Raw genomic sequence first — 20,623 nt, 5'->3', positions numbered from 1 at the left:
CGGGCCGCGCAACATCTGGCGCAACCCTTGGCGCAACTTGGTGCAACCTCGTGCTGGCTTTGTTCATGTTCAGAGGCAGCGATAGCGGCAGCGCGTGGCGACGCCCTGAACGGCCCCTATGGGGTGTCCGGGACACACGACAGCGCGGGCTGCCGCAGGTCGGTGGCAGCCCGCGCCGGAGTTCGTCCGAACAAGATGTTCGGCTGCCCCACAAGGAGAGGGGCTCCTATGCGTGCGGCGGTGGGTTACGCGTGATCGAAGCGCCAGGCTCCGGAGCCGTTCGCACGGTTGGAGTAGTGGCCGACCAGGGCCGTGTGCAGGCCGTTTCCGCCGGGGCCGCCACCGCTGGTGTCCAGCCAGCCGCCGCTGGTGTTGTTCCAGTTGCTCAGGATGTGCACCACGTCGCCGACTCGGATGGCGCCGTCGTCGGGGGAGGAGGTCTCGGCGAAGAGGAGCCACTCGCCGCTGTTGCCGTTGCGGTTCGGTGTCGCCGCCGTGTGAACGCCGTAGCGCTCGCCGGTGGGGGCTGGGTCCGGGACTCCGTTCACGTCGAGGTAGGACGTGCTGCCGAGCTGGTTCACCAGGTAGACGAGGTCTCCTGACATCACGGTGGTGCCGTCGGCCTTGCCCCTCGCCGAGGCGATCTTCCAGGTGCCGCTCTCGCGATCGCGCTTGGGGGTCGAGGCCGTCTGCACCGCGAAGACAGCCTGGGGCTGCTGGGTTCCGGTGACGTCAAGGAAACCACCCGTCCAATTCGCCCAGCCGTTCTGCAGCGTGACCGGGTCCCCGTACTTCAGCTCATTGGCCATAGCTCTCCCCTTGTCCTCCCCGGCACGACCCCACGGCAGGGCCGCGCACCGATCACGAAGCTATCCACCAATCGACGCGAAGAGTTATGTTCGTGATGCTCTGTTTGAAAAGGACTTATAACGGGAGAATCCTGTTCGAACGTCGGTACGTGACCCGAGAAGGTCGGCCGCTTTTCCTGCGCGCATGCGCATGACCTGCACTGGGCCCACCCCGATGCTGTTGTGGCAGGAACCGCAGTGCGGTCAAAACTCGGTGAACATCACCCGACCGTGGATCGGGATGCCTCCCCCCTGGCACTCGTGCTCCTGGTCACGACCGAGGCGCGCGGTCACGCCGCCTGGGCGGCCCGCCGGGCGCGGACCCGGTGGCGCAGCTCGGAGCGCGCCGCTGGCACCGAGGGGACGGTCTCCCAGTAGGGGTGCCACCACAGCCGTACGGACAGGAGCAGCAGGCGGCGGCGCAGGGCGGTGGTGTCGCGGGGGCGGGGTGCGGCGAGCGCTTGGTAGGTGGCGTTCCAGGCGGCTTGCGCCTGTACCAGGTCGTCGGGGAAGTCGGTCACGTCCATACCGGCATTAGATCGCTTGTTCGAATTACGTGTCACTTCGGACACGCCCCGCCTGGCGCCGTGGTCGGGGTTCACACCCGGCGTGGTCGGCCTCACGGTCGGGCCCGTGGTTGCCCGCCACGATGACCTCGGCCGGTAACGGATCGGGCCCGGGCGGGTGATTGTCCCTACACATGCGCGGGCGCGGGGCTAGCGATATGCGCGCTCACCTTGCCTACTTCAAAGGGACTGGTAACAGTTTGTGTCCCCGATGCCGCCGACGCCGTAATCGAGCAGCGACCATCCGCAGGCTCGCCGCCACACGACTTGCAACGCCGCGCCTGCCAAGGCCTGTGACCAGGCGCTGACTGACCGCGCACGCACCCGGGCCTTACTGTTCGGTGGGTGGTGCATGAGGTGTCGACGGGCCCGCGTCTTCTGGGACCGATGGCTGCGGGAAAAGACGCTCTTCAAAAGCGGTCACCCCGAACAGCAGAGCCATCATCGCCACGGGCATGAGCAGGGCAAACAGGATCACAGCACCTCCCAGAAGGTCGGTCTGTGGCACCTGACGGAACCAGCTCCAGGATGCGGCCGAACGGGGGACCGCGCACCCCGTCCCACAGGCCGCACGACAGCCAAGGAGCCAGTGAACGGCGCTGCTCGAAGCGGGCGCCCCCGGCGGTGACCTCACCCTGATCGAGGGCCCGGGGCAGCTCCACGCGGCTTCTCGCCTTCCGCGGGAGCGCGTCGTTGTCGAAGCCGCGTGCGCCGGAGCTGTCGGGGAGCGCGCCGCGCCGCAAGGTCACCCCGGTCCACCCGGCATGTCACGCGGAGCAGGCTTGGGGCCGCCCGCGGCATGGGAAGTGTGGGTCATTGGTGGCTCGGTAGAACGCCGGGCACATGCGGAAGGATGGGCCCATGAACGGCGAGCGACCTGCCCAGCTTGAGGACTCTCAGATGAGTGGTTGCCAGTGCGGTCCCGGCTGCAGCTGCGGCTGCCAGGACGGTGGCTCGTGCCAGTGCGGGGGCGGCTGCGGCTGACTGCGTCCACCGTTCCCGCGCGCGCTCTCCCCCACTGGCGAGCTGGCGCATACCGGAGCGGGCGGTCGCGCCGGCTTCCGCTCTCCCGTTGCGCTCGGCGCCCTGTGCGCCGAGCGCCTTGCGGCGCCTGCCCAGAGGGGTGTGCGGCTCGGTCGGTCTGGTCCGGCCGGCGTAGGCGGGGGAGCGTCCGAAGGGATGCCTTGAACCTGGTGCTGTGGGGCCGGATTCATCCTTTCGGGGTCGCCCGGTGCGGGAGCAGGCCCGGGCTGCAGGTGATCAGTAACGTGCGGACGTGCCGTCACTCGCACGGCATGTCCGCGTCGTCTGGCGCGGCTCCTGCTCCGGAGGTGTTGTGATGACGAGTCCTGATGGGTTGCTGCCCCCGATCGGAATGGAGATCCCGTGCTCCAGCCACGCCGCGGCCGTACCGCTGAAGATCGACGCGATCGGCATGGTCCAGCTCGACCTCAAGGGCGGCATCAGGTTGCGCGTGGAGGCGCCTATCGGCGCCGGTCTCGGCGGAGTGAAGATGAAGATCATCGGTGAGGAGTACACGGCCGACCACCCGATGCTCGGCAGGGTCACGCTCTCGCAGGCCGACACCGACGTCACCCCGCTCAGCCTGCTGGAAATCATCTCGGACAATCCGGCGGTGTACCGGAACACCTTGTACCACGACTTCACCCTCACCATCGAGAAGCCGCCCGGCTCCAACGGGCCGATGGTGCTGTCCAACACCAAGACGATGACCACCCGCAACGACAGCCTGACCGCCTTCCCCCCGCAGGGGCACGTCTACCAAACGCAGGAGCCGGTCGACTTCGCCCCCGTCGGCGATCCGGGCAGGGTCGTCGCGCAGCTCATGGCCCTTCCGATGACCAGGTCCCACAACCCCTGACCGCCCGCCTTGCATGCCCTGTGCCCGTCCAGGCATCAAGCGAGGCGGCGGGCAAGCACGATCGTCGACGCTCTCACCGTCCACGAGGACGAGCTGGCGTTCCTCACGGAGTCCAGTGGCCGGGTGATGCGGGCATCGCCCGGCCACTGGGCGTGCTGGGGGCATGGGTACCTCTGCAGGTGGTGACGCCTTGGCGCACCGTGCGTCCGTCGCGCACTCGGGCCGTCGATCAACTGCCCGGTCTTCCAGCTGCCAGTGTTGATCAGTTTCTAGCTGGGGTGGTTTCCGTTCGCGGGTCTGGGTCGTTGGTCCAGGCGTGATGATCAACACCATTCGTGCAGTCGGCACTTACCCGGATCTCGACAGTGCCAGGCTCGCAGAGGTGCTCTTCGCTGACGGCCCCGAGAGCGCCGATGTTCACGGTATGTGGCGCAAGGCGGTCTCGACCGGCCTGTTCCGTCACCGCAGCGACGCCGGCACCGAAGAGAGGTGGCAGCTCTCCTACGACCGGCTGCGCGCCCTGAACGAGGAACTGGTGTGCCCTGAAGACCTGGCACGGGATCCGCGGGGGCTGGCGGCTTTGCACGAGTGGACCGCGGTGGTGGACGGTGCGACGGCGACCGTGGCCGGCATCCACCACAACCTCTTCCTCGGAAGCCTGCTCGACGACCGCATCTCACCGCCGCGCGACCTCAGCGTGTTCTACACCCTTGACCGCATCGGCACGTTCCTGTGCACCGAGCGCGCCCACGGCAACGACGCCGCCGCCCTGGAGACCTGGGCCCGGTACGACCCTGAGCGCCAGGAGTTCGTGCTGCACACCCCGCACGAGGGTGCGCAGAAGTACATGCCCAACACCAGTGGCGCCGGCGGGCCGAAGAGCGCAGTGGTGGCGGCCCGGCTGCTGGTCGAGGACACGGACCACGGCGTCTTCCTGTTCCTCGTCCCGCTGAGCGACCACCGCGGGACCCTGCCGGGTGTCACCGTGACCGTGCTGCCCGAGCGGGTCGGAAGTCCGGTGGACCACTGCGTCACCAGCTTCGACCGGGTGCGCCTGCCGCGGACCGCCCTCGTCCAGGGTGAGCACGGGCGGCTGCTGCCGGACGGCAGCCTCGTCAGTTCCGTGGGCAGCGCGCGCAAACGGTTCCTGCACGCGATCGGCCGGGTGACGGTGGGAAAGCTGTGCATGAGCGCCAGCACGCTCGGCGGCTGCCGGGCGGCGCTGGCGATCGCTGTCAGCTACGCGCACACGCGGCACATCTCCGGCCCGGTAGCGGGCCGGCGTGTCCCGCTGGCCGCGCACCGCAGTCACCACGCCCGGCTGCTGGAGCGGGTGGCCACCGCCTACGCGATGACCTTCCTCCACCGGGCGGTCACAGAACACTGGATCATTCACGCATTGGAGGAACGGGCGGCAAGCGAGCGTCTTGTAGCCCTGGCCAAGGGCTGGATCACCTGGCAGGCCCGGGAGATCGTGACCGAGAGCCGGGAGCGCTGCGGCGCCCGCGCCCTGTTCCCCGTGAACGGGCTCGCGGAGTACCCCGCCAACGCGGACGGGGCGATCACCGCCGAGGAAGACAACCTCGCGATCTGGTGCAAGGCCGCAGCCGAGATGATCTTCGGTCACACGCTCGCTGCCGCGCCTCGGCAGGCTACCGGCCAGGAGAGCCTGACCGACCCCACTTTTCTTCGCCGGAACATCACCGCCGCCGAGCACTACTGGCACACCAGCGCGCGGCATGATCTGCGACGCGGTGAGGCCGGCGACGCACTCGGGCGCTGGAACAACGCCTCCGCCGCCGCCCTGAACCTTGCCGAGGCCTACACCATCGGCCAGGCCGCCGACGCCTTCACCGCGACCATCGCCCAAGTCACCGACCCCCACGCCCGGGCGGCCCTGAACGACCTGCACGTTCTGTTCCTGCTCAACCAGGTCCACTCCCGCAGCGGACTGCTCCTGGCCGAAGGCGCCCTCAGCCGCGACCAGGTCCGCTCACTGCCCCACACTCGGCACGCTCTCACCGCCCGGCTCGCTCCCCACCTGCCGGCTCTCACAGACGCCTTCTCCATCCCCGAAGAGCACCTTTCCTCCCTGCCGATGCTGACAACCCCCTTCTGACCAGAGACCGCTCAAAGACAGGCCGCGGCGTGGCACCGGACACCGGCGAAGGCCGTGCTGGCATGCGCGCCAGTTGCAGAGCGGTCTGTTCGCAGTCGCGGGGCGTGAGGCGCGGGCGGCGGCACGGTTGAGTCATAGGCCGCCATGGAGTGGCCCGGACGACGGCCCAGGTTCGTCTCTGTTGGATGCAAACAGCACGGGGCGGGGTTGTCTCAAGAGGCAAAGGACGGATGTCACGTCAATCCCCCTAACGCGGTACGGAGCTTCCGGCCATAAGGCTCCTGCAGCGCGTCTCTACCCGGCCTTTCCTCACAGGGTGGCACTGACACTAAACAGCTTTTTTTGGATGGTTTTGGTGATCAGTCATCATATTGCTCGGTTTGGGTGACCAGTCCGCTCGCCAAGTACTCGGGTGCAACGTCCGAGACGAAGGGAACGAGCGGTATGGCTCATTGGACAAAGATCGCCGGCGGCTTATCGGCGATCTCGGCGGGATCCCGGACCAACGTGTGGGGTGTCAACTCAGCTCAGGGCATCTATCGGTTCACCAACGACGACCAGAACCCCTGGGTCAACATCCCTGGTGGCCTGTCCGACATCGGCGCAGCCGCCGACGGCACCGTATGGGGCGTCAACTCCGGCGGCGAAATCTACCGCTACACCGGAGACCAGGGCTCAACCCGCTGGGTCAAGATCCCTGGAGGGCTGTCCCGGATCTCGGTGGGATCCCGGACCAACGTGTGGGGCGTCAACTCCGCACAGGAGATCTACCGGTTCACCAACGACGACCAGAACCCCTGGGTCAAGATCCCCGGTGGCCTGTCCGACATCGGCGCAGCCGCCGACGGCACCGTATGGGGCGTCAACTCCGGCGGCGAAATCTACCGCTACACCGGAGACCAGCCGGGCTGATCCTGCCCGGTGGCGTCACACGCCCCTGGCGACCTCACGGGGGCTGCCCGAGCTACGGCCCGGGCAGCCCCCGACCGAGATCCTCATGAGCCTTCCAGGTCTTGTGTCTCTCAAGGATGTCGGCGTGAGCTCCTCGGCGGCGCGCTGGGTGGTGTGCCAGGTCAGGGATACAAGCAGTGCCGCCCGCACTGGTGCAGGTTAGGGCATTCGCGCTGCGGCGCTTGGCAAGAAGGCCCTCGTGGAGCCGGGACCACACCCCCGGCCTCCGAGCACTCGGCCAGGCGTCGCCAGCGGTCGGTCAAGGAAGCAGTGCGCAGGTTGCCGCTGCGGTCGACGACGGCAGCCAAGGCGCGCACTCCTACTGGCGCGCGGTTCCGAGCGTCGCTCACTGGTTCGGGAAGTCGTGAGCCACCTTGCCGGTGCCGGCCACGTCCCCACCTGAGAACGTCTTGATGCCTCCAACGCCCGTCCTCCGGGAGCCTTTGTGATGTCGAAACGGTCAATGTGAATATGCACAAAACGCCCAATTTAGGGGTTTGTCTTGATTTTTACCGCAACGCAGCACTTGCCGCGTGAGCATAGGACTCGCCCGTGACCCAGCGGCAGCCACCCCGCTTCGCATCAGCATTGCTCTCATGTGCATCGCATAGGGGCGCTGTCTGCTTTGACGCAATCAACGGAAAGGGAATGCTGTGCGTTCTGCTTCTTTGCGCCATGGGACCTCGTCGAGGGTCTTGCCGAGCCATCAGAGGTGGCGCCGTACGGCGGTCGCTGCCGCCACGGTCTGTGCCACGCTGAGCGGTGTCCTGAGCACTGCCACGTCCGCCTCGGCCGCCCCGCCCGTCGGCACCGGCGAAGTCCGCAACGCGAGCAGCGACCGGCACATCGGCACCTACGGCAACGCCGGCGTGGTGCTTGCCGCGTTCACCGACTCGTACTGGCCGGGATCGGTGGACAGAAGCTGGATCTTCACCCCACGCGAGAACGGCAGGTACTACAGCATCCAGAGCACCACCAAGAACACCTGCTGGACCCGCAGTCCCAAGCCCTATACCGGTGGCGACTGGGACCGCTACGGCCCCTGGGTAGTCACCCTGTCGCCATGCAGTCCAAGCGCCACGAACCAGCAGTTCCAGCTGTGGGCGGAGCATGGCTGGACACCGCGTGGAACGGTTTCCATCCACCCCCGAGATGACGAATCCACCGTCCTGAGGCAGACCAGCACCCCCCTCGGCGAAGGAGGCACCTGGAACGCGCTGAGCCTGGAGCACCCCCAGCACACCAACGACGAGTACTGGAGGGTCCCGGTCGATCCCAACCTCATCGTCATGCGTGAGTCACCCTGACCCTCTGCGGCGGTCTCTGCTCGCCGCTCGCCCCTGCTTGGGCCCGAGCAGGGCTGCTTGGCCGCGAGCAGCGGCCCCCATAAGACCGGGGCTTCCCAATCCCTGCGTGTCAAAGACACAGCCCGAACCCCCGGGAGATCCGCCCCCTACCGTCCGGGAAGCCGGGCGGCACCGACGTTGGTGGATGGCTGCACCGCCAGCGCCAGCACGTCGTGTGGGGAGGTTTCGCGCCGGGGCAGCGCACACGGTTCGCGGCGTTCGAGCAGGGATGCGCGGCACTGGAGCAGTACCGGCAGCGCACCGGCACCACCGGACCCGTCAACCGCTCACACATCTGAACGATCACTATCAACGGCGAGGAACAGCGGGTCGAATCAGGGGTGTTCCTGTCCAACCCCAAGACCCGCCGCGCGGGGATCAGCGCCGCGCAGCTCCAGCGACTCGCCGGCCTCGGACTCGACTGGGCGGCCCAGGCCAAGGAAGCGGTGTTGGCAGGCCCCTGCGCGGCAAGGACGCCACCAAAGGCGGACGAGGATGTCAGCGGCTCCTCGTAGTCGTGACCATCCTCCCGGAGTAACCCCGGCGCTTGGGCTGCTACCTGTCCGATGGACCTGGGCGGCGGGTCCGGCTCGGCCGGACGCCGATTGAAATCGGTATCCGGCTGGAAGGCGAGCCTGTCGGCCGGCCAGCAGGCGGGCTCATAGCCTCGTGGTGTCCACGGCGGCGTCACATGGCGGGCGCCACACACTGGAGGCAATACCCCGTGCTGATCGCTCAGCGTCCCTTGTTGACCGAAGAGGTCGTCGACGAGTTCCGCTCCCGGTTCGTGATCGAGCCGCTGGAGCCGGGCTTCGGCTACACCCTCGGCAACTCCCTGCGCCGCACGCTCCTCTCCTCGATCCCGGGTGCGGCGGTCACGTCCATCCGCATCGACGGTGTCCTGCACGAGTTCAGCACCGTGCCGGGCGTCAAGGAGGACGTCACCGACCTGATCCTCAACATCAAGCAGCTGGTCGTCTCCTCGGAGCACGACGAGCCGGTCGTGATGTACCTGCGCAAGCAGGGCCCGGGCCTGGCCACCGCCGCCGACATCGCGCCCCCGGCCGGTGTCGAGGTCCACAACCCCGACCTCGTCCTCGCCACGCTCAACGGCAAGGGCAACCTGGAGATGGAGCTCACGGTCGAGCGCGGCCGCGGCTACGTCTCCGCCGTGCAGAACAAGCAGGCGGGCCAGGAGATCGGCCGCATCCCGGTCGACTCCATCTACAGCCCCGTGCTGAAGGTCACCTACAAGGTCGAGGCCACGCGTGTCGAGCAGCGCACCGACTTCGACAAGCTGATCGTCGACGTCGAGACCAAGCAGGCCATGCGCCCGCGTGACGCCATGGCCTCCGCCGGCAAGACGCTGGTCGAGCTGTTCGGTCTCGCCCGCGAGCTGAACATCGACGCCGAGGGCATCGACATGGGCCCGTCCCCCACGGACGCCGGCCTCGCCGCCGACCTGGCGCTGCCGATCGAGGAGCTGGACCTCACCGTCCGCTCCTACAACTGCCTCAAACGCGAGGGCATCCACTTTGTGGGTGAGCTCCTGACCCGTTCCGAAGCCGACCTGATGGACATCCGCAACTTCGGTGCGAAGTCCATCGACGAGGTCAAGGCGAAGCTGGCCGGCCTGGGCCTGGCCCTCAGGGACAGCCCGCCCGGATTCCACCCGACCGCTGCTGCCTTCGGCGCGGACGACAACGGGAGCACGGGCTTCGTAGAGACCGAGCAGTACTGAACTCTGCACTGGGGAGCGGGGAACGTCGACACGCCGCCGCTTGTCCGACCAGCTGTGGTCGGGCTGCGCGCGGTGCGCCTGAGGGCGTGGTCGGGGTTCGTGGTCAGGACGCGCTCCGCCTTGCGGTCGGACCAGCGGCGTTCTATGTCGTGGGGAGGAACCGGCCCGTTGCGGCGGTCGCCACCACGGCGGCGAACAGGTCAGGGAGCGAGCTGCCCGGGTGGACCGGCCCGAGGGTCGGCACGTACGGCACGGGCATCACGCGCTCGATCCAGTCCCAGCGGAAGCGCATGGCCGCATGCTACGCCCGGTCGACGGCGAGGACGGCGCGGTACGTGAACCGGTTGGCGTACGGCGGCTGCCGATGACGTACGCGCCCAGGCGGCTGGGCTGGACAGCTCGAAGACCTCCTCTTCCCGCTCCACACACCTGCGGACGACGAAAGCCTTACCGCCGATGTGCAAGATCGCTCACCCGTAGGATGACGGGCATGGACATGCTGGCGGTCATCGAGGCCCTTGCGGAGGAAGCCGAACGGTTGATCCGTGATCAGGTGTGGGTCCTGACACCCGCCGACCGTACCGTCGCGGCGAAGGCCGCCGCCGACCTGCACGCCGCCGTGGGCACCCCGCAGTCCCAGCCGACCTTGTCCGAGGTCGACCGGTTGGAGCACCTGCGGGAGGCACTCGCTGCTGTGGCCATCGCGCTCGCCCACGTTCATGGACGCCTGGCCTGGTTCCTGGGCGCAGCTGCTACCGCACTCACCCCAGTCCTGCACTGGCGCGCCGTGCCTGCCGAAGGCGGCCCCACCTTCGGTGCAGTCGTGCCGACTCCCGAGCAGTACGCGGAAGCCGAAGACGCGGTCCGTCGACTCCAAAGCACCCTCGCCAGCATCAACACCGCCTGACACCCTCCGGCCGGGGAGCGTTGATGCGCTGGAATCGGCCGGTTACTCGGCCGGACATGGCGAGGGCCCGGCGCCGCACCTTGCGCCGGGCCCTCTTCGCCCGTCGACCGCCACGGAGTTCGGGCCCGACAGCGGGCGGCAACGACCACAGAACACACCGCCTTCCCCGTCGAACTCGCCGCCGCAGCCTGACAGCAGACCGACCGGCTCGCACCCGGTGCGCCTGACCGTCGTGTAGGTGCACCCGATGCGCGCCACCGCCACGCGACGCACCGCATCGCCATTAGTGGTGCGTTCCATCGGCATCGCCGCACCGCACCTGGCGCGCGCCACGGCTAGGGCGGGATCCCCTATCACACACCCCTTGACCACGACCTGATCGCCAGCCGACTGTGCGTGACAGCTCCGCTCGCACCCGACCCCCGTCGCGTCGGCGGACACGGCATGCAGCTGCTCAGCCGGCTATACGACCAGTTGCACACCACAGCCCTGGAAACCGGCAAACAGATCGTCGCTCACCTCCGCCTGCGCAAACCTGCTGCCTAGCCGGCCCCCGCGCGCCGCTCTCCCGAAATCTCCGGTCACCGGCCCGTCGGCGGGTGCGGGCCTACCGCGTTCGGGAGCAGATCGAGCCGTGACACCTACCGGCTGCTCGACGGCCGGATGCCGCGTTCAGTAGCCCCACGTCTCCGCCCCGCCGCCCCGCCACTCGATCAGCCCCAGCTCGGCATGCTCGATCACGTCCAACTCCTCCCAGCCTTCCAGGCCGGCGCGCTCGAGGAACACCGCGAGGTCGTGTAGCGAGTAGGCCGTGCCCAAGATCTCCCCGTCGACGCGCACCCGCCGCCCGCCGGTCTCAGACGGCGGGTAGACGACGACGCGCGGGGTGGCCATGCACTCACCCTGCTCCCGGCCGGACGGACGCGCACGCCGGGCTACTCCGGGCGTTCGGCCTTCAGGGCCTGCACGCCCGCTGAGCGTTGGGTGACCGCGAGGACGTCCCGATAGTCTCGGGCAGGATGCGCAACCCGGGCTCGCGTCGTGCCTCGATGATCTGGCCATCGAGGTCATGCTGCTGGCTGGTACGAGGAGTCCGCAGGACGCTGTCGAGTTGATCGTCCTGGACTACCTGGCGCGGGGTCACCGCACCGAGGCTAACGGTAACGTCGCCGGCCAGGATCGTCTCGCCGACCGGCGGTCAGCGCCGGAAGAGGGCCGATGAGCACTTCGGGTGAGGTCGGCGTGTCGGCTGGTGGTTGAGGGTCCTACTGGGCAAGGTTCCTGATCGCCCGACGCGGCGTTGCCCACGGCTCCGGCCTCGGCCGCACCCGCTGGGTCGTCGAGCGGACCGAGCTCCATCAGTTCAAGCGGCTCCGTGTCCGCCAGGAGCAACGAGCCGACCTCCAGCTGCTCAGCGGGTGGGTGCATGACGTGCGGACGGGCCGGCGTCCTCTGTGACCGATGAATGTGGGAAAAGGCGCTCTTCAAAAGCGGTCACCCCGAACAGCAGAGCCATCATCGCCACGGGCGTGAGCAGGGCAAACAGGATCACAGCACCTCCCAGAAGGTCGGTCTGTGGCACCTGACGGAGCCAGCTCCAGGATGCGGCCGAACGGGGGAACGCGCACCCCGCCGCAGGACGCCTCACAGGCCGCACGGCAGTCGAGGCGCCAGTGAGCCGACTGCCTCCAGGACGAGAGCCGGCACTGCTCGAGACGGCCGGCCCGGGGACGCGCGAGACGACAGCGTCTGCGGCACCGAGCACCAGGCCCTGATCAAGGCCCTGGGCAGCGTGGTGAGCGTCCACGACCACGCCTGCAGCCCCGCCCACGGAGTCGGTCCCCGCCCCGCGGCCCGGCTGATGGTCACCGCCGAAGACAATCCCGCACACATACGGACCGCGGCTTCCCTCGCCGCTCTCTGCAGAGCCGCACCGGTCCCCGCTTCCCGCCGGCCGCACCAACCGTCACCACCTCTAACGCGGCGGTGACCGGGCCGCGAACGCCGCCGTCTACCGCATCGCCCTGGTCCGCATGCCCATCTACGCCCGCACCCGCGAGTACATGGCACGGCAGACCGCCGCCGACCGGATGAAGAGAGATGGGGCCGTCCAAGACTCACCCTCACCGCCGCCGCCCAGCACCTCGGGGTCTGACCGGCCACACCTTCGCGATTTCCCAGTCGGTTCACCCGTGCCGGGTGACGCCCGAGCTGTCTGTACGGCCGAGCATGGGCGGCACCTGCAGCCTTGCACATGGGGGGAGGCATGCGCATGCTCTACGAATTCCGTGTGTCTCGTGCCCTGTGCCGCCGGAAGCAGCCGAGGCCTTTCCCGAACTCAGGGCGGTCTCCATCGCTGGGCAGACCGTCTTCTACGGCGCCGTGCTCGACCAGGCGCACCTGTTCGGACTGCTGGCCCGGTTCCGGAGGTGCAGACTGCCGCTGGCGGAGATGCGGCCGCTGGCCACGCAAGCGCCCTGACAGCCACAGCAGCTGGTAGCGGGCAACGCGGCCCAGTCCGGTCCTTACCAGTAGTGGCGGCGGCCGGCGACTGCGTGGCCCACCGAGCCCAGGATCCACAGCACGGCGCCGATCACGGCGAGGATGATGCCGATGGTCCACAGGATGGATATGCCGGTGACGAAACCGACGACGAGCAAGATGATGCCGAGGATGATCACGGCCGCCTCCCGCTGAGCGTAGTACTTCCTTCACTGTGCGCCTTCAGTGGCGATTTGTCCCACTGTGATGGCACGCGAGGAGGCAACTGCCGGCGTGGCCGGCCGCTGGGCGGTGGTGCGGTCAGGCGGTTGGGGCCGGGCGTGTGGTGCTGTCAGCGGGTGGTGAGCATGCCTTCGCGCAGCCGGGCCAGGCAGCGTGAGAGCAGGCGGGAGACGTGCATCTGGGAGACGCCGAGGCGTTCGCCGATCTGGGCCTGGGTGAGTTCTTCGACGAAGCGCCAGTGGATGATCTGCCGGTCGCGTTCATCAAGGGCGGCGATCATCGGGGCCAGGGCGTGGAAGTCCTCCACGAGTTCCAGGGCCTGGTCGTCGGTGCCGATGAAGTCGGCCAGGGCCGTCTCGCCGTCCTCGCTGCCGCTGATCGCGGCGTCCAGGGAGGCGGAGGTGTAGCCGTTGGAGGCCAGGCGGGCCTCACGGACCTCGTCCTCGGGCAGGCTCATCAGCTCCGACAGTTCCTTGACCGTCGGGGTGCGGCCCAGGCGGCTGCGGAGTTCTTCAGTGGCGCGGGCGAGCTGGACGCGGGCTTCCTGCAGGCGGCGTGGCACGTGGACGGCCCAGGTGGTGTCGCGGAAGAAGCGCTTGATCTCGCCGACGATGTAGGGGATGGCGAAGGAGGTGAACTCCACCTCCCGTGTGAGCTCGAACCGGTCGATGGCCTTGATCAGGCCGATCATGCCGACCTGGACGATGTCCTCCATCTCCTCCGGGCCGCGGCTGCGGAACCGGCCGGCCGCGAAGCGGACCAGGGACATGTTCATCTCGATCAGCGTGTTGCGCGCGTACTGGTACTCGGGGGTGCCTTCCTCCAGGACCGCCAGCTGGTCGAAGAACAGGCGCGTGAGCTGCCGGGCGTCCTTCGGCGCCACCTGGGAGGGGTCGGCGACCTCCGGCAGACCGGCTACGGTCGTGTCCGTCTTCGCCGCAGTCACTGTCGTCATGATGCTTCCCTCCCCTATTCCTGCACGCTGCCGGCCTGCCACGGGCCGACGACCGCGCGCCTACCCCGGTATCTTCAGGTCATGCGCGCGAATGAAAAACGGGTGCGCCGTCTCGCCCGCGGAGCAGCTGTCGCCTCGGCCACGAAACCACCATCCCGCACCAGGGGAGAACCGGGGAAGGGGCGGGCAGCAGGCGGTCGGGGCGGCTTTCGGACTGGGCCCCGGTGCACCGCCGCGCCAGGACCCAGGAGCGCGCCGCCGCCCGTATCCCTCATGTCGGCGGGCACTCGAACGGGCACATCGGCCCGAACCCTTGCTTTTCATACTTGAATATCCGGGAATCGGATGCGTCACCGAGGGGACGATCCTGGGCCGCACAGGTACTGGCCTGGTGTCCCGGTCAGCAGGCCGACGCATCGGGGTGGGCTGCCGGGCGTTGGCGCAGCCCGAACAGTACGTCGCATCCCGTGATCTCCAGCACCCGGATGAGGGTCGGCGCTCGCTCCTGAGCGCACTGGACGGCGCTCTCGCCCGCCACGCCTCCTGGCCTCGCACGGACAGCTGACCGGCCCCCTACAGGGGTGTGCGTCCGGTGATGCTGCCGCCCGGGTCGTCCGGCAGGGCGATACGGACGGTGATGCGTTTGCCCACCGGCTCCCGCACCACCTCGAAACTCTGGGCCACGGCCATCACGATCTCCAGGCCGTGCTGCCCCACCCGGCCCGGATCCGCCGCCCTCGCCACCGGCAGCACCGGCTGACCGTCCCACACGCTCACCTCGACCAGGTCACCGACGATCCGCAGCTCCATCAGCACCGGGCCCGGCGCGTACTTGAGGGCGTTGGTGACCAGCTCGCTCACCACCAGCCGGGTCAGATCCATCGCACGCTCCGACACCGGCAGCCCATGCTCCGCCTGCACCCGGGCCAGGAATCGGACAGCCACCTGGCGGGCCTCAGCGATGCAACCGTCGTCGCCCGTGAGGGCAACCGCCGTCCGGACCGGCTCAGCCTCCGGCACCGCACCGTCCTCACCCACAGGCACTGCTTCCACCAAGACCCTCACCCTTCACCCCCGGCGACTACCCGCCGACCCATCCCCCACGCCCCGGTCCGGACCTTTCCGGCCCAACCCGCACCGGCGCTGCCCGCAGTATGCAGATCAGCCCGCCGGGAGAACCGGTCCGTAAGTATCACCGACAGTGCCAAGGACAAGCGTGGCGGACTCCGACCAAGCGCACGAGCCCAGCCCCCTGCCAGTCACAGCCACCACCACCGACGGCATCCACGTGCTGACCGCGGCCGGGGAAATCGACCACGACACCGCCCCGCCCCTCCGCCAGGCGCTGGACCTCTCCCGCCTCGGCTCCCCGCCGCGCGTCGTGATCGACATGCGGCAGGTCACCTTCATGGACTCCGCCGGCATCAACCTGCTCATCACCGCCCGCCGGGCCACGACTGGGCAGCACGGCTGGCTGCGCCTGCTACCCCACCCTCCACGACGCCCTCCCCCTGACCCGCCCCACCCCGCCATGCGGGGCGTCACGGTGTCAAAGGCCGACGGTGCCACGGGCGCACGCGGTCAGCCGTTACAGCCCGAAAGGAACACTCGGCGGTCCGGCATCTGGCGGTCGTCCGTGCGCTGTCGTCAGTCCGAGGTGGCGTTCTCGACGCTGTCACGGATGTCCAGGACAGTGTCGGCTCCGGTGATCTCAAGCACCCGCCTGAGCTGTGGCGTGGGCGCGGCCACACGCAGGCGCGTCACGGGGTGGATCTGGAGCAGCAGGTTCAGGAATGTCGAGTCCGCGAACGTGACGCCCGAAGCGTCCAGGACCACCCGGGAATGCTTCTGGGCGGCTGTCTGCAGCACCTCGGCCAACGGGCCCATGGAGTTCATGTCGTAATCGCCGTGAGCGACGACCACCCAGGCCCCGCCCAGCTCGTACTGAACCACCGCCGCTCGCCCATACGCATGTCCGTTGAGGCGAGCAGACGATTCTTGTCCGTCGCGATCGGCCGTACTCATGCGGGGATTGTGCCGGGCCGCCCGGCAGTGCGGTACAACCGCCCCCGAAGTCCCCCCATCACGTGCCTGACGGGCTGGCGGAAGTGGTGGGGAATGAGTGGTGCAGCGGCGGCTACTCACCGATGGCGGGGTTCGAAAGCAAGCCCCGCGGAGTCCTCCGGACCTGCATCCGGAGGACTCACGCTCGCTGTGACCGGCTGCCATCACCGTCGCCGCGCTCCGACTGTGGTCACATACCGCCCACGGCGCGGGCCGGATCAGCGGAGATCGGGAGATGCATGACCCGGCCGCCGGGGACCGAACTGCCCCAGCCCGGTGGGCAGCGCGACGCAGGTGTCGAGCCCGTCCGGCGTTCGGCCGGTACTGCCGAGCAGCAGGCCGTCCAGCAGGCCGCCGACCAGTTCGGCGCAGCTCCGACCGGTCCGCGGTCCCGGGTGGCCGCGCTCGGCGCCATGGACCCGGCGGCGTAGCAGCTGCTCGCCATCCTGGTGCATCCCTTCAGCCTGGCCGCCGGCACTGACAGCCGGGTCGGTCGCGTCAGCTGCGGAAGCTCGAGAGCCAGGTGCCGCCGGCCTGCTGCTCGGGCACGGTCTGGTCCTGGTCCCGGTGCCCTTGCTGGAACTCCGGAGGGCGCTGCCTCTCCCTGTTCCTCTGACAGGTGTCCGAACGGGCGGATCGGCTCGAACCCGGGGTAAAGAGGTGCAAAGGTCACGTGAGGAGGCAGGTGAGAGCGCTATAAGCTCCCGCTGCACTTGCTCAGCTTCAACGGGGGGATCCTTTGCGTACTCGTCTTGCTGCCTGCGCTGTGGCTGTCGCCGTCTCCGGCGTCTTCTTCAGCGCACAGTCCGCGTCCGCGGCGACACTGCCGTCCACCAACACCGCTCACCACTGCGTCCACCACACCACCGGGGTGTGCGGCTGGACGCACCACAAGAAGCCCGCGGACAAGTACGAGACCGCGAAGTGCAAGGACGATTCCCTGTCGTACTCGCGGCACTCGCAGGGCACCTGCTCCCACCACCACGGCGTCAGCTATTGGTTCAAGTAGTCGAACTGGTGCGGCGTCCTCGTTCAGCATCAGGCCGCCACCTCAGGCTCTTCTGACGGTGAACAGGTTGGCGTTTCGTCGCGCGGCAGGCGGTCCTGCGGGGCGCGTGCAGCAGCCCCGCAGAATATAGGAGGCGCAGGGTTCCACTGCTGCTTCTGCGGGGCCGGTGCATCACTCACGTACCCTCTGGTGCGCCCGGTACGCCCGATCTATCCGCTCCGTCTGAGCGGGAATGCGCCTCTTGTATGACGTGGGGCCCGGCCGTCCCGGCCGGGCCCCACGTCATACTCCGCTACAGGGCAGCGCTCCTCACGCTGAGGATATGCGTCTACCAGCGGTACCAGCGGCCCTTGCGGCCTGCGCCGTCCGCGGTTCGGACGACGAAGCCCAGCGCCCACACGATCAGCACGATCACCGCGATCCACCACAGCGCCTTCAGTGCGAAACCCGCGCCGAAGAGGATCAGAGCCAGCAGAAGAACCAGAAGCAGGGGAACCATCGTTATCAACCTCCTGGCCACCGGATGCCCTTACTTCAGCCCTACAAGCACACAAAATATGAGTTACTTCCAAGGAATGAGGGGCATATGCGCGTCGCACGCCGTGGACGGTTCCCCCTTTCTCGCACCTCACGCACCGCCACTACGCAGCATGTATCGCTCAAAGCGATGCCGTGGCCTCGGATTTACCGGGAGCGTTACGGGGTCGCGCGTACAGCCAACACCCGGGGCCGGCAACCGAGGGAACTCATGCGGCAACACGGGCAAGACCGTGGGCGACGCGCATGAGACCAGCGCATCGATGTGAATCAATCACTTTCTCGGAAGTGAGTGCCCATCGCTCCCCGCGGCCGAGCAGTCGCCTCAAACAGTGGCTGGACGTTGGCGGTTCGTTTCTCCGGTGAACCCCCACCCGCCATCCGAGTGAGGCCACTGCCAGAACGCCCGCAGGGAAGCCCGCCTGCCGCTACCTGTCTTGATCAGCATCTTTGCCGATCAAGAGAGATGAGCGCATGCATCCGTCCCACGCAAAGCGTGCCCTGGTCACCGCGGTGGTCGCCGCGCTGCTCGCCCCCGCCAGCTCCGCTCCCGCGGCTGCGGCCGCATCCGCAAAACCTGTCTCCCGCCTGGCCGGCGCCCAGAGCGTGCGCCGGGACCTTCCCGAGCCGCCGCCGGCCGACGTCGTCCGCAAGGAACTCGGTGAACTCACCGTCGCCGCCCCGCATCCGATGACCGGCTACTCGCGCTCGAAGTTCCCGCACTGGATCACCCAGTACGGCACCTGCGACACCCGCGAAGTCGTCCTCGCCCGCGACGGCCAGGGCGTCATCCAGGACGAGCAGTGCCGCGCGATCTCCGGGACCTGGTATAGCGCCTACGACGGGAAGGTCTCCACCAGGCCGTCCACCGAGGTCGACATCGACCACGTCGTCCCATTGGCCAACGGTTGGCGCTCCGGAGCCGATGAGTGGGCCACCGCCAAGCGCCGCCAGTTCGCCAACGACCTCACCAATCCGCAGCTGATCGCGGTGTCCGCGAGCTCGAACCAGCAAAAGGGCGACCAGTCCCCCGACCAGTGGGCACCGCCGCTGCGCTCCTACTGGTGCACCTACGCCCGGGCGTGGACCCACGTGAAGTACGTGTACGAGTTGAACATCACTGAACCCGAGAAGAGCAAGCTGGACGAGATGCTGGATACCTGCCCCGCATGAACACCACTCCGGACACCGACTCCTACACCAGCAACGTCACCGCCGGCCCGGGCGGGGCGATGACCGACGAGACCGGCGTCATCACCGGCGACCTCACCGTCCGCACCACCCTCACCGACGATGGGCATGGCGCGCATGTCGCCGTCCAGTACACAGGTGCTGACGAGTGGTACACCCTCACCGGCAGCCCCTCCCCCATCCCACGAGGGGGCCTCGCCGCCTACCACCGCGACCTCCTCGGCCGCATCCGACGCGGCGCCGGCGCCCGAGCCACCTGACCCCAGGGCATCGGCAGCTCCGGCCTGAAGGGAGGCCGGAGCTGTTCCTGCACCGTCGTACTCGCGGCACTCGCAGGGCACCTGCTCCCACCACAACGGCGTCCGCTACTGGTTTTTCACTTCGCCGCGCTCTGTTGTCCGGTGTGTGCCCAGGAGCGCGGGCATAGCCCGGGCGCGTTACTAGGTGGTGGTGCCGCGGCCGGTCCTCGAGCGGGACGCGGCACCACGTGAATACCCGGAGCCCTCTGCGCCCGGGGCTGTTACCACGGTCAGCAGGCGTCGGCGAGTTCTTCGATCTGATCGGCCAGGCGCTGGTCGGGGTGGTGGAATTCGCCGCACGCTTCCTCGACCTTGAGACGGTCTACGGCTTCCCGCAGGACGCGGGTGTGTGTGGGCCATGGATGCTCTGGCCGGGTGGGGCGGCGGGCCAGGCTGATGTCGAGGTCGAGGGCCTGGCGCATCCAGTGGTCGGCGTCGCGCAGCTCGCCGCGGCCCAGGTGGAGCAGGTGGAGGCAGTAGGCGGCGGTGGCGTTGCCGGCGCCGGCGGCGTACTGCCACCACCACAGCGCTCCCTCGGGTTTCCTGGCCAGGTTGAGCAGGCAGCCGAAGTGCAGGGCGCCGTCGATGTCGACGGGGTCGTCGGCGATGCCGGCGATGTGTTCTGCGGCCTGGCTGCTGCGCAGCAGGTCGCAGGAGAGTGTCTTCAGGTGCCTGTCGGCGAACTCCAGGCGGGTGGGGTGGTGGCCTTGCGGCGCTGGTTGGGCGCCGAACATGAGCGTGGCGGTGACGTCGCGGACGATCTCTTGTTTCAGGCCGTCGAGTTCGTCGTCGGTGACCGTGTCCGGGATGGCCGCCTGGTCGAGGATCCTGTCGATGCTGCGCGACACCTTCTACTCCTTCTCCTCGTCGTCACCCAGATCGATACTGAGCTTGGCGGCGATGCTGCGGCGGGCCACCCGCCGGTGGGTGCGCACCGTGCCCTCATGGATGCCCATGATCTCCGCGGCCTGCTTCACCGAGTAGCCCAGCGCGAACAGCAGGATGATCACGTCGAACTGGCGCTCGGGCAGGGCGGCTATGGCCGTGTAGAGGCCGATCGGGGACTCCATGTCCGCCATCTGCGAGCGCATGTCAGACAGCGTGGCACGCACCGCCTGGTAGACGGCGGTGGTTCGGTCGTTTGTTGACGCAGTCTGGGAACGGCCGTCGGCGGTGGGGGTGATCGTCATGCGGGCGTGCGTCTCCACCCGCAGCTTCAGCGCCCGCCAGGCGTAGGCCTCCGGGCCGCCCTCTTCCAGGAGGGTGGCGCCCCAGTTCAGGGCCAGGTGGGTGTAGAGGCTGCGCACGACGGTCTTGGCGGCTTCCTTGCTGCCGAGGATGGTGGCGGCGTAGCGGACCTGGGCGCGGGCGTAGCGGCGGTAGAAGCCGTCCAGGCTGGCGGGCATCTCGTAGTGGATGCCGTGCAAGGCGTTGAGTTCCTCAAAGGAGGTGGGCAGGGTGTGGGCGTCGCTGTCGTCACTCAT

Annotated in this window: 22 protein-coding genes and 1 pseudogene; 12 read left to right on the top strand and 11 right to left on the bottom strand. The window is 68.4% G+C overall.

Annotation, left to right across the window (positions count from 1 at the left end; all coding sequences use genetic code 11):
- Positions 1–245: 245 nt before the first annotated feature.
- Together ACFYMM_RS40765 and ACFYMM_RS40760 are read right to left on the bottom strand one after the other, a co-directional pair.
- Entirely contained in the window at positions 246–809 is a 564-nt protein-coding gene (locus ACFYMM_RS40765; protein WP_388396999.1) for a hypothetical protein, read from the bottom strand.
- Positions 810–1,138: 329 nt separating this feature from the next.
- The gene (locus tag ACFYMM_RS40760) at positions 1,139–1,375 is read right to left on the bottom strand and encodes a hypothetical protein (RefSeq protein ID WP_388396997.1); all 237 of its coding nucleotides are present in this window, start codon (positions 1,373–1,375) and stop codon (positions 1,139–1,141) included.
- Between the two features lie 1,378 nt (positions 1,376–2,753).
- On the opposite strand from ACFYMM_RS40760, the gene ACFYMM_RS40755 reads away from it, so the two are divergent.
- The 5 genes from ACFYMM_RS40755 to ACFYMM_RS40735 all read left to right on the top strand — a co-directional run bounded on the left by ACFYMM_RS40755 (position 2,754) and on the right by ACFYMM_RS40735 (position 9,453).
- Entirely contained in the window at positions 2,754–3,296 is a 543-nt protein-coding gene (locus ACFYMM_RS40755; RefSeq protein WP_388396994.1) for a hypothetical protein, read from the top strand.
- Between the two features lie 382 nt (positions 3,297–3,678).
- Positions 3,679–5,415 carry an acyl-CoA dehydrogenase gene (locus ACFYMM_RS40750; RefSeq protein WP_388396991.1) on the top strand — a complete coding sequence of 579 codons (1,737 nt, stop codon included), beginning with the start codon at positions 3,679–3,681 and terminating at the stop codon, positions 5,413–5,415.
- Positions 5,416–5,799: 384 nt separating this feature from the next.
- On the top strand, positions 5,800–6,327 hold the full coding sequence (locus ACFYMM_RS40745; protein WP_388396989.1) for a tectonin domain-containing protein: 528 nt from the start codon (positions 5,800–5,802) through the stop codon (positions 6,325–6,327).
- A 734-nt stretch (positions 6,328–7,061) separates the two neighbouring features.
- A complete protein-coding gene (locus tag ACFYMM_RS40740) occupies positions 7,062–7,673 on the top strand; it encodes a hypothetical protein (protein ID WP_388396986.1) in 612 nt (203 codons plus the stop codon).
- A gap of 763 nt (positions 7,674–8,436) precedes the next feature.
- Positions 8,437–9,453, top strand: coding sequence for a DNA-directed RNA polymerase subunit alpha (locus ACFYMM_RS40735; protein WP_388396983.1), 1,017 nt, complete (start codon positions 8,437–8,439; stop codon positions 9,451–9,453).
- Positions 9,454–9,595: 142 nt separating this feature from the next.
- On the opposite strand, the gene ACFYMM_RS40730 is transcribed toward ACFYMM_RS40735, so the two are convergent.
- On the bottom strand, positions 9,596–9,745 hold the full coding sequence (locus ACFYMM_RS40730; RefSeq protein WP_388396980.1) for a hypothetical protein: 150 nt from the start codon (positions 9,743–9,745) through the stop codon (positions 9,596–9,598).
- Positions 9,746–9,943: 198 nt separating this feature from the next.
- On the opposite strand from ACFYMM_RS40730, the gene ACFYMM_RS40725 reads away from it, so the two are divergent.
- On the top strand, positions 9,944–10,360 hold the full coding sequence (locus ACFYMM_RS40725; protein ID WP_388396977.1) for a hypothetical protein: 417 nt from the start codon (positions 9,944–9,946) through the stop codon (positions 10,358–10,360).
- A 672-nt stretch (positions 10,361–11,032) separates the two neighbouring features.
- On the opposite strand, the gene ACFYMM_RS40720 is transcribed toward ACFYMM_RS40725, so the two are convergent.
- Positions 11,033–11,254, bottom strand: coding sequence for a hypothetical protein (locus tag ACFYMM_RS40720; RefSeq protein ID WP_388396975.1), 222 nt, complete (start codon positions 11,252–11,254; stop codon positions 11,033–11,035).
- Between the two features lie 1,410 nt (positions 11,255–12,664).
- On the opposite strand from ACFYMM_RS40720, the gene ACFYMM_RS40715 reads away from it, so the two are divergent.
- The gene (locus tag ACFYMM_RS40715; RefSeq protein ID WP_388396972.1) at positions 12,665–12,841 is read left to right on the top strand and encodes a hypothetical protein; all 177 of its coding nucleotides are present in this window, start codon (positions 12,665–12,667) and stop codon (positions 12,839–12,841) included.
- 44 nt (positions 12,842–12,885) lie between these two features.
- On the opposite strand, the gene ACFYMM_RS40710 is transcribed toward ACFYMM_RS40715, so the two are convergent.
- From ACFYMM_RS40710 to ACFYMM_RS40700, 3 genes are all read right to left on the bottom strand, one after another.
- On the bottom strand, positions 12,886–13,041 hold the full coding sequence (locus ACFYMM_RS40710) for a DUF6131 family protein (RefSeq protein WP_388396970.1): 156 nt from the start codon (positions 13,039–13,041) through the stop codon (positions 12,886–12,888).
- A gap of 152 nt (positions 13,042–13,193) precedes the next feature.
- Positions 13,194–14,039: an RNA polymerase sigma factor SigF gene (locus ACFYMM_RS40705; RefSeq protein WP_388396968.1), complete on the bottom strand. Its 846-nt coding sequence runs from the start codon at positions 14,037–14,039 to the stop codon at positions 13,194–13,196.
- A 573-nt stretch (positions 14,040–14,612) separates the two neighbouring features.
- On the bottom strand, positions 14,613–15,092 hold the full coding sequence (locus tag ACFYMM_RS40700; RefSeq protein WP_388396965.1) for an ATP-binding protein: 480 nt from the start codon (positions 15,090–15,092) through the stop codon (positions 14,613–14,615).
- Between the two features lie 148 nt (positions 15,093–15,240).
- On the opposite strand from ACFYMM_RS40700, the pseudogene ACFYMM_RS40695 reads away from it, so the two are divergent.
- Positions 15,241–15,525, top strand: a pseudogene (locus tag ACFYMM_RS40695) (STAS domain-containing protein); the annotation flags it as partial.
- Between the two features lie 161 nt (positions 15,526–15,686).
- On the opposite strand, the gene ACFYMM_RS40690 reads toward ACFYMM_RS40695, so the two are convergent.
- On the bottom strand, positions 15,687–16,064 hold the full coding sequence (locus ACFYMM_RS40690; RefSeq protein WP_388396962.1) for an STAS domain-containing protein: 378 nt from the start codon (positions 16,062–16,064) through the stop codon (positions 15,687–15,689).
- A gap of 278 nt (positions 16,065–16,342) precedes the next feature.
- On the opposite strand from ACFYMM_RS40690, the gene ACFYMM_RS40685 reads away from it, so the two are divergent.
- Entirely contained in the window at positions 16,343–16,534 is a 192-nt protein-coding gene (locus ACFYMM_RS40685; protein ID WP_388396960.1) for a hypothetical protein, read from the top strand.
- A 335-nt stretch (positions 16,535–16,869) separates the two neighbouring features.
- A complete protein-coding gene (locus ACFYMM_RS40680; protein WP_388396958.1) occupies positions 16,870–17,112 on the top strand; it encodes a DUF3761 domain-containing protein in 243 nt (80 codons plus the stop codon).
- Positions 17,113–17,440: 328 nt separating this feature from the next.
- On the opposite strand, the gene ACFYMM_RS40675 is transcribed toward ACFYMM_RS40680, so the two are convergent.
- On the bottom strand, positions 17,441–17,611 hold the full coding sequence (locus ACFYMM_RS40675) for a hydrophobic protein (protein ID WP_388396955.1): 171 nt from the start codon (positions 17,609–17,611) through the stop codon (positions 17,441–17,443).
- Between the two features lie 512 nt (positions 17,612–18,123).
- On the opposite strand from ACFYMM_RS40675, the gene ACFYMM_RS40670 reads away from it, so the two are divergent.
- Entirely contained in the window at positions 18,124–18,822 is a 699-nt protein-coding gene (locus ACFYMM_RS40670) for an HNH endonuclease family protein (RefSeq protein ID WP_388396953.1), read from the top strand.
- On the top strand, positions 18,819–19,100 hold the full coding sequence (locus tag ACFYMM_RS40665; RefSeq protein WP_388396951.1) for a hypothetical protein: 282 nt from the start codon (positions 18,819–18,821) through the stop codon (positions 19,098–19,100). The genes ACFYMM_RS40670 and ACFYMM_RS40665 overlap by 4 nt, the downstream gene beginning before the upstream one ends.
- Positions 19,101–19,369: 269 nt before the next feature.
- Here ACFYMM_RS40665 and ACFYMM_RS40660 read toward each other — a convergent pair whose 3' ends face one another.
- Complete coding sequence (locus ACFYMM_RS40660) at positions 19,370–19,987, bottom strand: hypothetical protein (RefSeq protein ID WP_388396948.1); 618 nt, start codon at positions 19,985–19,987, stop codon at positions 19,370–19,372.
- Positions 19,988–19,990: 3 nt separating this feature from the next.
- On the bottom strand, positions 19,991–20,623 hold the full coding sequence (locus tag ACFYMM_RS40655; RefSeq protein WP_388396945.1) for an RNA polymerase sigma factor: 633 nt from the start codon (positions 20,621–20,623) through the stop codon (positions 19,991–19,993).

The sequence above is a fragment of the Streptomyces sp. NPDC006739 genome (assembly GCF_042869815.1).
In the GTDB taxonomy this organism is placed as follows: domain Bacteria; phylum Actinomycetota; class Actinomycetes; order Streptomycetales; family Streptomycetaceae; genus Streptomyces.
This window is presented reverse-complemented; position numbering and strand designations above follow the sequence as displayed.